This is a genomic window from Nocardiopsis endophytica, from assembly GCF_027706725.1.
Taxonomy (GTDB): domain Bacteria; phylum Actinomycetota; class Actinomycetes; order Streptosporangiales; family Streptosporangiaceae; genus Nocardiopsis_A; species Nocardiopsis_A endophytica.
In genome coordinates, this window is record NZ_JAQFWQ010000171.1 from 1 (window position 1) to 11,536 (window position 11,536).

Sequence of the window (11,536 nt, forward strand, 5' to 3'; positions counted from 1 at the left end):
TACTGCCTCCATGGTGTGGGGTGGGAGAGTAGGTTGCCGCCGCATTTTCTTTGATAGGGGGAGGACCCGTGGGGTCCTCCCCTTTTTCGTTGTCTACCTTGTGAACATGTGAAACGGCATTGGTGTGCGCTTCCGTGTGCTGCTGAGAAGCGCGACGGTCAGCCTTCACTCCCGCCGCCCGACTTCCGTGCTCGCAGGGCCCGGACCTTGCTGCGGTTGCCGCATCTCTCCATCGAGCACCAGCGGCGCTTCCCCGGTCGCGACATGTCGATGAAGACGAGCATGCAGTCGTCGGCACCGCACTTTCTGATCCTCTCCGCCCATGGGCCGGTGAGCAGGTCGATGGCGTCCCTGGCGATGTACGAGGTGACCTGCGCGGCCTCGATGGGGGTCGCCCAGGTCGCCCGCACCGCCTGGCCGGCCTCGGTGACCGCGGCCGGCTCCACGCCGCCCCCGGTCGCCTGCATGCGGGGCACGAGCGACGGGTGCGATGCGGCGTGGTTGACCGCCTCCAGATCCCCCGGCTCGGCACTCCCGCGCCCGAGGCGCTCGTGGACGAGCCTCCACAAGGCGTCGCGCATGCGCCGGGCCTCCCCGACATCGGCAGGGCTCGCCCGGATGTCGGCGGGCTCCAAGCGGAGACGTGTGCGGGAGAACCAGGACCGGAGGTCATCCGGGGTGTTCAAGGACTCCCAGCGGGCGATGGGCCCCGGTCCTCCGGACAGCATGAAGTCCAGGAACAGAGCCCCCGGGTCGAACCGGTAGGCCTGCCCGTCCCGGGGGACGAGGGTGATCCCGTTCGCGTCGTCACTTGTGCCGTCAGTCACGTAACCACTATAACTGGTGTCATCGGGGGTGGTCGGGCCGCCCTCGTCGATGCAGGTCGAGGGGGACGGACATGGACGGCGCGATGCCGATCAACTGGCAGCTCACAGTGGACAGCGCGGACCCGCACGAACAGGCGGACTTCTGGGCGGAGGCGCTCGGGTACGTGGTCGAGGACCACGATGCGTTCATCGGAGGCCTGATCGAGCAGGGCCTCCTCGCCGAGTCCGACTACAAGGTCAGGGACGGGCGGCGCGTGTTCTGCAAGGGGGAGGGGATCCACCACCCGGACGACCCGGCCGAGCGCGGGGCGCCCAAGCGCCGGATCCTCTTCCTGAAGGTGCCCGAGTCCAAGCAGGTGAAGAACAGGCTGCACATGGACCTCTCCGTCGGGCCGGAGCGCCGCGAGGCCGAGGTGAAGCGACTCGAAAGGCTCGGGGCGAGGATCCTGGCCCGCGTGGAGGAGCCCGAGGGGATTCATGTGACCATGGCCGACCCCGAAGGCAACGAGTTCTGCGTGCAGTGACCGCCCCCTGGGCGAGGCAGGACCGGGGAGGGCGGAGGCCGGCGGTCGGAGAGGCGCCGGCCTCCGCCCTTTCCCTTGTCGCCCTCAGGCGGCCCAGGGCGGCCGGATGAGGGATCCGTCCGCCATGACGGCGGCCAGGCCCGCGGACGTGGTCACCCACACCCGGGCGGAGGCGTCGCCCGGGTTGTCGAGCCGGATCCGCGACAGGGCCGGGACCAGGGCCACGTCGCCGGCCGCGAGCCGCTCGGACCGGCCGTCGATGGACAGGACCGGCTCCCCGTCGAGGACGAGGAACACCTCCTCCCGGGTGACGGTGTGCTCGGCGCCTTCGGTGCCTCCGGGAACATCGAGCCGCCAGGCGCGCAGTTCGGCGGCGCCGGTGGCGGAGTTCGCGAAGCTGGTGAATTCGGCGCCGTGGAGGCGGTGGACAGGGGCATCGCCGGAGCGGATGAGGGGCATGGCGTTCTCCAGGTCGTCGGGAGGCCGTGTCGTCGTGCGGGGATCGTGCGACCGTTCGGCCATTGGTCAAGTAGCTTGACCGAATTCACCCCTGATGGTCAAGCGCCTTGACCATTGCGTCAAGATGGAGGCATGGACCCTTCCACGAACGAGGACGGTGTCGGCCTGGCCTTCGCGCTGTTGGCGTCGGCGGCGCGGATGGCCGAGCGGATCGACGAAGGGGTCGCGCGCCGCGGATTCAGCGGTCTGCGGCCCACCCACGGGTTCGCGTTCGCCTACCTGGCCCCGGCCGGGGGCACGGTCACCGGGCTGGCCGCGCACCTGGGGGTGACCAAGCAGGCGGCGGCCCAGCTCGTGGACGAGCTGGAGGCCAAGGGGTATGTACGGCGCGGCCCGCATCCGCGCGACGCGCGCGCCCGGCTGGTCGAGCTGACCGAGGCCGGGCGTGCGTGCACGCGGGCGGCGGAGGAGGCGGCGGCCGAGGCGGCGGGCGCGTGGTCCGAGGCCATCGGGGCCGACCGGATGGCGCTGCTCCGGCGGGACCTGGAGCGCATGGCCGAAGGGGGCCCTATCCGTCCGACGTGGTGACCTGCGGCCCGCCGGGGGCGGTGCCCACGACGACGGTGCAGTCCCACTCCTCGCACGACTCCACGACCGCCTCCAGGCCCGCCCCGGACACCGCGGCGGCCGTGGTCTCGGCCTGGCGTCCGCTGGTCTCGATCAGCAGGTGTCCTCCGGGCGCGAGCCAGGCGGGGGCGCCGGCGGCGACGCGGCGCTGGACGTCGACGCCGTCGGGGCCGCCGTCGAGCGTGGGCAGGGGCTCGTGCAGCCGGGCCTCCGGCGGCAGGAGGGCGATCTCCGCCGAGGGGACGTACGGGGCGTTGACCACGAGGAGGTCCACCCGCCCCCGGAGGCCGCGGGGGAGCGCGGAGTAGAGGTCGCCGGTGTGCGCCCGGCCCCGAGAGGGGGAGATGTTCCGGCGGGCGTAGTCGACCGCGACCGGGTCGGAGTCGGCGGCGTGCAGCTCGGCGCCGGGGAGCAGGGATGCGACGGCGGCCCCGATGCCGCCCGCGCCGCAGCACAGGTCCACGACGACCGGCGGGGGCGACGACGGGGAGGACCGGGGGGCGTGTGCGGCGGCGCGTTCCACGAGGAACATCGAGCGCGGGCGGGGGACGAACACCCCGGGGCCCACGGCGATCCGCAGGCCGGTGAACTCGGCCCAGCCGAGCAGGTGTTCCAGCGGGATGCCGTCGCAGCGGCGGTCGACGAGGCGGGAGAGGTCGCGGGGGCCGGCCGCGGCTCGGGCGAGCAGGTCGGCCTCGTCTTCGGCGAAGACGCAGCCGGCGGCGCGGAGCCGTCGCACGGCGTCGGCGACGACGGGGGAGGGGAGTGTCGGGGACACGAACACCTTCCAGGGAGCGTGGGCGCTCGCCTAGGTGCGGCGGGACGGTCGGCGTCCGCCGTGCTCACCGGGGAGGAGCGCCCGGGCGTGTGCTGCGAGTACGGGGCTCACCTCCTCCGATGCGTCGTGCCCGTCCCGGCCGGGGCGTCCGGCCGGGGAATGCGTTGCCCGCCGACGTTACCTCAGATCCGGGACGGGGCCGACCACCTGGGGGGCGGCGGCCGCGCCGACTTGGTGGGTGCACGCGCGCGGTGCTATCCTGGTCCCGTTCGAGACTTCCGCGCCCCTCCGGGGGTGGCGGTCTAGAGTTTCGGCGGTCATAGGTGGAGGGAAACACCCGGTCCCATTCCGAACCCGGTCGTTAAGCCTCCATTCGCCGATGGTACTGCCTCCATGGTGTGGGGTGGGAGAGTAGGTTGCCGCCGGACATTCTTCCGAAGAGGGGATCCGCCAGGATCCCCTCTTTCGTATTCTCGGGAGGGTTCCAGGTCGGCTCGGACCGGGGCCGACCGAGGACGCAGAGGTGGGCGGCCATGCCTCCGAGCACGCCGGATCCGCAACCGAGTGACGCGTTGGGGGCCGCCGGGTCGGGGGCGAGGGCATCGGCGGCGGCCTCGTCACGTCCTCCCACGCGCCGGGGCAAGCACGCCGGGACGGTCCGACTCCTCCGGTGCCGCATCGAGCCGATCCTGCCGTCGGGCCTCGCCCCGTACGAGGTCTCGTCGATCGCACTCTCCGATGACGAGCACGACTACGTCACACCCGACCTGGCGATCCTTCCCGTCGAGTGGGACGAGGACGAATCATGGCTCGTATCCCCCCGGGACGTCGCTCTGGCGGTCGAAGTGATCGCGTATTCGGAGACGCCCGAAAGCAGCGGCGGAAATAACGGCCGGTACGCGCGAGCGGGCGTCGAGGTCCTCCTCGTCATCGACCCCGGTGCCGGTGAGTGGAGCCTGTTCACCCGCCCGAAGGACGGGGTGTACCAAGATCGGGTCGACGGCGTGTACGGGCAATTGATCGAACTGCCGTCCCCGCTCCCTTCTCCTCTCGGAACGTCCGCCCTGCCCATCTACGGCTCCTGACGGGCCGTTGCGGTCCTCTCCCGGGGCGCCCGACGCGGCGCCGCGCTCCGCCTTCCCATGCGTTCGACGGCCCATACCGCCGCGACGACCACCGCGCACCCGGTGAGCTGGAGCAACGACAGCCGCTCACCGAGGAAGACCGCGCCGACCGCCAGTGCCATGACCGGCGGCAGCACCATGACCGCCGCCCCGACGCCGGGTGCCAGCCGCGGCAGCGCCGCTCCCACCAGCAGCCATGTGAGTACCTGCCCGAGCAGCGCCACCGCCGTCAGCCACGCCCACCCCGAGGCGTCCAGTGCGCCGGGGTGCAGCCCGGTCCACAGTCCTCCGATGGTGGCGGCGGACACGGCGGCCGCCGCCGTGGAGGTGCACACCGGCGTCGCGGTGTGGCCCTTGCCCCCGCCGAGCCGGGACAGGAACAGGTACCCGGCGTAGGCGGTCCCCGCCCCCGCGCCGAACAGCGCCCCGATGACGGCGTCGGCGCCCCCGGACGGGGCGAGCGCCCCCGACGCGAGGGCGAGCCCGGCGAGCATCGCCGCCGCGGCGAACCCGAACCCGCGCGGGGTGCGCTCACCCGAGGCCACCCGGGCCAGCAGGGGGAACACGATGATCTGCACGTTCAGCAGGACGGTCGCCACGCCCGCGCCGAGGAGTTCGATGCTCGCCGCCCACAGGACGAAGTCGGCGCCGAGGAGCAGCCCGGCCGCCGCGTCGGTGAGCACGAACCTCCGGGGGCGTGGACCCACACTGCGCAGTTCGGCGGCGGCGAGCAGCGCCAGGGGCGGCAGGGCCAGCGCGCACCGGAGGAAGGCGGCGGTCCCGGCGTCGGCGCCCGAGGCCTTGACGAAGGGGGCCGACAGGGATGTGCAGGCCGCCCCGGCGAGGGCGAGCAGCACCGGGTCGATGCGGCGGAGGAGCATGCCTCCACTGTGGTGCCGGTGAGCCGGAAACAAAAGCGATGATTCGTTGGCGTGATTCGGTAGCGTTGCTGTCGTGTTCAGTACCGACCGCCTCCGCGCCCTGGCCGCGGTCGCCGAGCACGGCTCGGTGGCGGCGGCCGCGCGAGCCCTGCACGTGACCCCGTCGGGCGTCTCCCAGCAGCTGGCCAAGCTGGAGCGGGAGGCGGGCCGCCCCCTCCTCGAACCCGACGGCCGGACGGTGCGGCTGACCCAGGCCGGGCGGGTGCTGGCCGGGCACGCCCGGCGGGTGGCCGAACAGCTCCGGCGAGCCCGGGCCGACCTGGACGACCTGGGGGAGGAGGTGCTGGGCCCGCTGCGGCTGGCCGGCGTCGGCTCGGCCCTGCGCACGCTGGTCCCGGCCGCCCTGGCGTCCCTGCTCGCGCGGCACCCGCGGGTGGAGCCGTCGGTGCGAGACGGGGAGGCGGTGGAGCTGCTTCCCCCGCTGATGCGCGGCGACCTGGACGTGCTGGCTGTGGAGAGCTGGTCGCCGCGCCCGCTGGCGCTCCCGGCGGGGGCGGGCGTCGACCGGCTGATGCGCGAGGAGGTCCGCGTGGGGCTGGCGGCGGACCACCCGCTCGCGGGGCGGGAGCGTGTGGGCCTGGAGGAGCTGTCCGAAGAGGCGTGGGCGAGCTGCGCCCCGGGGACGGAGCCGTTCGAGAGCCTGGTCCAGGTGGCGCGCGCTTCCGGGTTCGACCCCCGCATCCCTTACACGCTCACTGAGATGCCCACCCAGCTCGCTCTGGTGCGTTCGGGCCTCGCGGTCGCCCTGGTGCCGGAGCTGGCGCGGTACCCGGAGCCGCCGGGGGTGCGGTTCGTGCCGGTCGAACCGGGGCTGTCCCGCGACATCACCGCCATTTGGCGCGAGGGCGCGGAGACCCCGCCGGTGCGCGCCTTCAGGGAAGCGCTGCGGGAGGCCGTGCTGCGGGAGCCCGGATAGGGGCCGTGCGTTCTCCACCCCGGCCTCCACCGTGATCTCCACCCTTCGTCGGTGCCGCGGGCGGGGGCCGCGCGGCCAGGATTCCCTCCATGAACGAACGCGACGGCCGGACCGGCGGCCTTCTGCCGCTCCTCATCGACGCCCTGCGGGGCCGTCCGGGGAGCAGGACCGGGCTCGCGCGTCTGGTGATCAACGCGGTCATCGACCGGAACGGAGGGAAGATGAACGGGAAGGCCATTCTGGTGGTCGCCGGGATCGGGGGCCTGGTCGTGCTGGGGTTCCTGGCGTACCGCATGCTCATGGTGCAGATGGTCATGGGGCTGGCCGGGAACTGAGGCGGTGGTGCCGATCCGGGGCGCGGACGGTGTGAGGCGGCTGTGGCGGGCCGCCGTGGGGCTGTGGGTCTCCGACGACCCGGAGACCGGGAAGGTGATCCGGGTCGCGGCGACCGGGATCGTGCTGTGGGGCCTGCTCACCGGTGCGCCCGAACACGCGCCGGTGTGGGTGTGGGGCGCACTGGGGGCGAGCCTGACCTGCTGGCTCGTGTTCGCCGTGGGCGACCGGGCGGTGCCGCGCACGGCGATGGCCTGCCTCGCCCTGTCCACGGGCCTGGCGGCGGCCGCGGCCGGACCGGCGGGCAGCGCCGCGACCGTGCTGGTCTACGTCGGCATGGGTACGTACGCGCTGCACCTGCGTCCCTCCGTGCGGAGCGTCCTCACGGTGTTCGCGGTCGAGTTCGCCATCGCGCTGGCGAGCATGTGGCCGGTGGAGCAGCGGGTCGAGCCGCTGGTGCTGCACGCGGCCATCCAGACGGTCCTGCTGCTCTTCGGGCTGCGGCGGCGGCAGTACCGGTTGCAGGCGTTGCAGACGGAGCGGCTGCTGGAGCAGACCCGGGCCGCCCAACAGGAGCGCGAGCGCGCCGCGGCCCTGGACGAGCGTGCTCGCATCGCCCGCGATCTGCACGATGTCCTGGCGCACTCGCTCGGCGCGCTCGGCGTTCAGTTGGACGTCGCCGAGTCGCTTCTGGCCCGGGGCGGCGACGTGGAGGGCGCCGCGGAGCGGGTGCGAAGGTCCAGGGCGATGGCCGCCGAGGGGCTGCGGGAGGCGCGCGCGGTCATCGCGGCGCTGCGGGCGGACCCGCCCTCCTCGCTCCCCGAGTCGGTCGGGGCGATCGCCGCGGCCCACCGGGTCGGGCACGGGGTGCGGGTGGACGTGGACGTCACGGGGACGCCGCGACCGCTGACGCCGGCGGCGGAGCTCGCCCTCAGCGGCGCGGCGCGCGAGGCGCTGACCAACGCGGCCCGGCACACGCCGGGGGCACCGACACGTGTCGTCCTCGCCTACACGGACGCGGGTACCTCTCTGACCGTGGGAAGCGGCCCCGCCGAACGGCCGGGGGCCGTGGGAGGCGGCGGAGGGTTCGGCCTGGCCGGGATGGCCGAGCGGCTCGCCGCGGTCGGCGGTACGCTGCGGGCCGGTCCCGAAGGGGACGGTTCCGGCGGGGAGGGCCCACACGTGTGGCGGGTGGTGGCGGAGGTGCCCGAGTGAGCGGTCCGATCCGGGTGGTGGTCGCCGACGACCAGCAGGTCATGCGCGAGGGCCTGGTGGCACTCCTCGGGCTGGTCGACGGCATCGAGGTGGTGGGCGACGCCGGTGACGGCGAGGAGGCCCTGCGCGCCACCGCGGACCGGCGGCCGGACGTGGTGCTGATGGACCTGCGCATGCCCGGCGTGGACGGTGTGGCGGCGACCGGGCGGATCGGCAGGGAGCACCCCGGGGTCGCGGTCCTGGTGCTGACCACCTACGACGATGACGCGTCCATCACGGCGGCGCTGCGGGCGGGCGCGTGCGGATACCTGACGAAGGACACCGGGCGGGACGGCATCGAGGCCGCGGTCCGGGCGGCCGCGGCGGGGCAGGCGGCGTTCGCGCCCGGGGTGTCGCGCCGACTGGCCGAGGCGATGGCCGGGCGGGAGGGGGCGCGGGATCCGGACTCCGAGCGGGATCCGGACTCCGAGCGAGGGCCGGAGCCCGCGCGGGAGCCGCCGGACGGCCTCACCCGCCGCGAGGCCGAGGTGGTCGGCCTCATCGCCCGAGGCCTGAGCAACGCCGAGATCGGGCGGTCCCTGTTCATCGCCGAGTCGACGGTGAAGACACACGTGAACAACGCCTTCGCCAAGACCGGCCTGCGCAATCGCACCGAAGCCGCCGCCTACGCGCGCCGCAACGGGTTGGACCGGTGACCCGTGTTCACCCCGGCGTGGTGGGCTCCGTGGTCCCGTCGGTGCCCGTGCGCAGGAGGCCTCCGCCCAGGCGCCAGACCGTGTCGGCGGAGGCCAGCCGCTCCGGGCGGTGGGTGACGATCACGACCGTGCCCGGGAACTCGGCGATCACCTCGTCGATCACCCCGGCCGCCTCCGTGTCCAGGTGCGCGTCGGCCTCGTCGAGCAGCAGCACCCGGGGCCGGTTCAGCAGCGCCCGGGCCAGGGCCACGCGCTGGCGCTGGCCCGCCGACAGGCCGCCGCCGTTCTCCCGCACCGGCGTCTGCAGGCCCAACGGGAGCTCGGCGATCAGCGGGTCCAGGCCGCCGGAGGCCACCGCCGCGCGGAAGCGCGCCCCGCCCACCCGCGGGTCGGCGTAGCGCACGTTGGACCCGACGGTGCCGCGCAGCAGCGGCAGGTCCGGCCCGACCACGCCGATGGCCCGGCGCACCGACGCCGCCCGGCAGGTGTTCACGTCGCCGCCGTCCAGCAGCACCCTGCCGCCGTCGGGCGGCAGCAGCCCCGCCAGCACCGCCATCAGCGTCGACTTGCCGCTGCCGTTGGGCCCCGTCACGGCGACCACCGACCCGGCGGGCACGTGGGCGGTGACCGGCGCGAAGACGCCGTCCACCCGGACCCCCTCCAGGTCCAGGGCGCCGCCGCCGTCCGGCAGGTCCGGCGCGCTCGTCCCCGGCCGGCGCCGCTTGGGCCGGGCCAGCTCGGTGCGGATCTGGCGCATCGCGACCGCGCACCCCGAGCGGTACTCGCTCACCCGGCTCAGGTCGCGCAGCGGGGTGACCATGATGCCGACGACCGCGATCGCCGCCGTCGCCTGGGCGGGCCCCGTGCCCGCGGCGGCGGCCGCCACCAGCGCCGCCGCGGTGGCCGCCAGCGTGGTCGCCTCCCCGACGGCGCGCACCGTGCCCACCGCGCGGGCGCGCCGCACCTGCTCCCGGGCCAGTTTCTCCGAGCGCCGCGCCAGCACCCGCCGCTCGGCCCGCTCCCGGCCGAAGGCCTGCACCACCGGTGTCTTGCCGATGCGCTCGTCCACGTGCGCGGCGACCCGGGCCTGGCGCCGCCGGGCCGCCCGGTGGGCCGAGCGCAGCCACGGCGACAGCGCCACGGTGGCGGCGAGCCCCGTCCCGGCGACCGCCCCCACGGCCGCGGCCACCGGCGGGGCGATGATCGTGAACGCCGCCAGGCAGCCCGCCAGCAGCGGCACCGCGACCGCGAGGCGGGCCAGTCCCAGCCCCGCCCAGCGGCGCAGGGCGCTCAGGTTGCCCATCATGCGCAGCGACGCGCCGCCGGTGGAGCGGCCCCGGCCGGGCTGGCGGGCGGGGGCCGCGGTGGCCCGGCGGAACAGGGCGGTGCGCACGTCGGTCACCCACGACTGCCCCAGGCGCTCGGCCAGCACCCGTTCGCCGAAGACCAGGGCGGCGGTGGCGGCGACCAGCCCGGCGGCCCACGGCAGCAGGGCGGTGAGGGGGGCGGCGGCCCCGGCGAGCCGCGACACCAGGGCGGCCCAGGCGACTGCCGCGCCCGCCTGCGCGAACCCGACGGCGACGAGCCCGGCGAAGATCCACCGGCGGCGCCCGGCCAGCAGGCGCGGCGGCTCCTCGGGGCGCGTGTCCAGGGCGGTCGTGGCGGTGGCGGCGGTCCTGGCGTTCCCCGCGTTCCCGGCGGTTCCGCCGCCGACGGGAGCCGCCGGGTGCACGGCGGTGGTCACGCCGTCCGCCCCTGCACGGCCCCGACCAGGGGGCGCGCGGTCAGCCCGGCGGCGACCGCGGCGTCGGCGAGCTCGTCGCGGCTCAGCACCGGGACGTCCAGCAGGCCGCCGGCCTCGCGCGCGGCCAGCGGGGAGGCGGTGAACCGCCCGGCGACCCCCACCACCGGCAGCCCGGCGGTGCGCAGCCGCTCGCGGCCGTACAGGGCCCCGGCGGCGTCCCCGGCGGCGAACACCCAGCCGTCCACGCGCGAGCGCAGGGCGCCGTCGCGCAGCAGCGCCGCCGTCTCGGGCTGCATGAGCCCGTCGGCGACCTCCAGCACCACGGCCTGCGCCCCGGCGGCGGTGAGGCGGTCGTGCAGGGCGGCGGCCCCGCGCGCCACGCGCTCGACGGGCACCCGGTAGGTGGTGGCCAGGCCGTCGTCGGTGAAGTCGAGGACGGTGTCGGCTCCGGCGTCGTGGAACATCCACCGGTCGCCACCGGCCCCGGTGCCGGTGACCTTGGCGGCGCCGACCCTGTAGCCCGCCGCGGCCAGGCCGCGGACCAGGTGGGCGACGCTGGTGGTCTTCCCGGCGTTCATGGAGGTCCCGACGACCGCGATGGTGGGGACGCCGTGCAGCGGCGCGGGCGGGGCGGGGGCGGCGAGGTCGGCCATGGTGGTGCGGCGGCCCTCGGCGTCGGCGGCCAGCCCGATCGGGAGCAGGCGGGTCGGCTCGGGGACGTCCTCGTGCGCGGTGGAGACGAGGCCCGCGATGCCGCCGGCGGCGACCAGGTCGCACGGCCCCAGGTCCGTGGGGGCCTCGGCCTCGAACTGGTCGGGGGCGTAGCGGGCGCCGTAGGCCACCAGCACCTCGTCGCCGGGGAAGAGGTGGCGGCGGCGCCCCTGGGCCGATTCCAGGCGGGTGTGGCGGCCGATCTCGGTGACGGTGGCGACGACGAGGTCCCCGGGGCGCGGACGCACATCCGGCCCGGCGAGCACGTGCGTCGGCCGCCGCCCGTCGAGGGCGCGCGCGGTGTAGGAGACCTTGAGGCCGGCGCGCCGGGAGGGGGTGAGCTCGGTGAGGGAGGAAGCGGGCATGAGGTGTACGTCTCCCGATCGTCGGTGGAAGCGGTGGCCCGTGTCCGAACCACTGGAAATCCTCCGGTGTGGGGATGAGTCCCTCCTGAGCACGTCATGAGGAATCCTTCATGCCGGGGAAGGACATGAGGCCCCGGTCATCCGATCGCTCCGGCGACGAGGAGAGGTCGGCGGCCCACGGCGCAGCGCTGTCGGCCGTGGGGCGTGTGCGTGGTCGCCGTGGAGGGCAGCGACGGCAGAAGCGGGGCGGTTCCCGGTCCTGCCTGCCGTCCGGCAG

The 11,536-nt window shown here is 75.2% G+C and carries 13 protein-coding genes and 1 rRNA gene; 8 read left to right on the forward strand and 6 right to left on the reverse strand.

Going from position 1 to position 11,536, the window contains the following annotated elements; translation table 11 throughout:
- Positions 1 to 158: 158 nt before the first annotated feature.
- Complete coding sequence (locus O4J56_RS30970; protein WP_270690715.1) at positions 159 to 827, reverse strand: CGNR zinc finger domain-containing protein; 669 nt, start codon at positions 825 to 827, stop codon at positions 159 to 161.
- A gap of 71 nt (positions 828 to 898) precedes the next feature.
- Here O4J56_RS30970 and O4J56_RS30975 point away from each other — a divergent pair, with 71 nt between their 5' ends.
- Positions 899 to 1,351 carry a VOC family protein gene (locus tag O4J56_RS30975; RefSeq protein WP_270690717.1) on the forward strand — a complete coding sequence of 151 codons (453 nt, stop codon included), beginning with the start codon at positions 899 to 901 and terminating at the stop codon, positions 1,349 to 1,351.
- A gap of 84 nt (positions 1,352 to 1,435) precedes the next feature.
- Here O4J56_RS30975 and O4J56_RS30980 read toward each other — a convergent pair whose 3' ends face one another.
- On the reverse strand, positions 1,436 to 1,873 hold the full coding sequence (locus O4J56_RS30980; protein ID WP_270690719.1) for a cupin domain-containing protein: 438 nt from the start codon (positions 1,871 to 1,873) through the stop codon (positions 1,436 to 1,438).
- A gap of 69 nt (positions 1,874 to 1,942) precedes the next feature.
- Between O4J56_RS30980 and O4J56_RS30985 the strand changes: the two genes are divergently transcribed.
- The gene (locus tag O4J56_RS30985; RefSeq protein WP_270690720.1) at positions 1,943 to 2,398 is read left to right on the forward strand and encodes a MarR family winged helix-turn-helix transcriptional regulator; all 456 of its coding nucleotides are present in this window, start codon (positions 1,943 to 1,945) and stop codon (positions 2,396 to 2,398) included.
- Here the strand turns inward: O4J56_RS30985 and O4J56_RS30990 are convergent.
- Complete coding sequence (locus tag O4J56_RS30990; RefSeq protein WP_270690722.1) at positions 2,379 to 3,221, reverse strand: putative protein N(5)-glutamine methyltransferase; 843 nt, start codon at positions 3,219 to 3,221, stop codon at positions 2,379 to 2,381. The genes O4J56_RS30985 and O4J56_RS30990 overlap by 20 nt on opposite strands.
- 303 nt (positions 3,222 to 3,524) lie before the next feature.
- On the opposite strand from O4J56_RS30990, the gene rrf reads away from it, so the two are divergent.
- Together rrf and O4J56_RS31000 are read left to right on the forward strand one after the other, a co-directional pair.
- A 5S ribosomal RNA gene (gene rrf / locus O4J56_RS30995) occupies positions 3,525 to 3,643 on the forward strand.
- 105 nt (positions 3,644 to 3,748) lie between these two features.
- On the forward strand, positions 3,749 to 4,300 hold the full coding sequence (locus O4J56_RS31000) for a Uma2 family endonuclease (RefSeq protein WP_270690723.1): 552 nt from the start codon (positions 3,749 to 3,751) through the stop codon (positions 4,298 to 4,300).
- Here the strand turns inward: O4J56_RS31000 and O4J56_RS31005 are convergent.
- Positions 4,288 to 5,220 (reverse strand): DMT family transporter, encoded by a 933-nt coding sequence (locus O4J56_RS31005; protein WP_270690725.1) that lies wholly within the window; start codon positions 5,218 to 5,220, stop codon positions 4,288 to 4,290. The genes O4J56_RS31000 and O4J56_RS31005 overlap by 13 nt on opposite strands.
- Positions 5,221 to 5,293: 73 nt before the next feature.
- Here O4J56_RS31005 and O4J56_RS31010 point away from each other — a divergent pair, with 73 nt between their 5' ends.
- The 4 genes from O4J56_RS31010 (at position 5,294) to O4J56_RS31025 (ending at position 8,439) form a co-directional block, all read left to right on the forward strand.
- On the forward strand, positions 5,294 to 6,196 hold the full coding sequence (locus tag O4J56_RS31010) for a LysR family transcriptional regulator (protein WP_270690726.1): 903 nt from the start codon (positions 5,294 to 5,296) through the stop codon (positions 6,194 to 6,196).
- 89 nt (positions 6,197 to 6,285) lie between these two features.
- Positions 6,286 to 6,531: a hypothetical protein gene (locus O4J56_RS31015; protein WP_270690727.1), complete on the forward strand. Its 246-nt coding sequence runs from the start codon at positions 6,286 to 6,288 to the stop codon at positions 6,529 to 6,531.
- A 4-nt stretch (positions 6,532 to 6,535) separates the two neighbouring features.
- Positions 6,536 to 7,744, forward strand: coding sequence for a sensor histidine kinase (locus O4J56_RS31020; protein WP_270690728.1), 1,209 nt, complete (start codon positions 6,536 to 6,538; stop codon positions 7,742 to 7,744).
- On the forward strand, positions 7,741 to 8,439 hold the full coding sequence (locus O4J56_RS31025; protein WP_270690730.1) for a response regulator transcription factor: 699 nt from the start codon (positions 7,741 to 7,743) through the stop codon (positions 8,437 to 8,439). Before O4J56_RS31020 ends, O4J56_RS31025 begins: the two co-directional genes overlap by 4 nt.
- 7 nt (positions 8,440 to 8,446) lie before the next feature.
- On the opposite strand, the gene O4J56_RS31030 is transcribed toward O4J56_RS31025, so the two are convergent.
- Both O4J56_RS31030 and O4J56_RS31035 read right to left on the reverse strand, forming a co-directional pair.
- Positions 8,447 to 10,183, reverse strand: a complete 1,737-nt coding sequence (locus O4J56_RS31030) for an ATP-binding cassette domain-containing protein (RefSeq protein ID WP_270690731.1) — start codon at positions 10,181 to 10,183, stop codon at positions 8,447 to 8,449.
- The gene (locus O4J56_RS31035) at positions 10,180 to 11,259 is read right to left on the reverse strand and encodes a DUF1611 domain-containing protein (RefSeq protein WP_270690733.1); all 1,080 of its coding nucleotides are present in this window, start codon (positions 11,257 to 11,259) and stop codon (positions 10,180 to 10,182) included. Before O4J56_RS31035 ends, O4J56_RS31030 begins: the two co-directional genes overlap by 4 nt.
- Positions 11,260 to 11,536 lie beyond the last annotated feature (277 nt).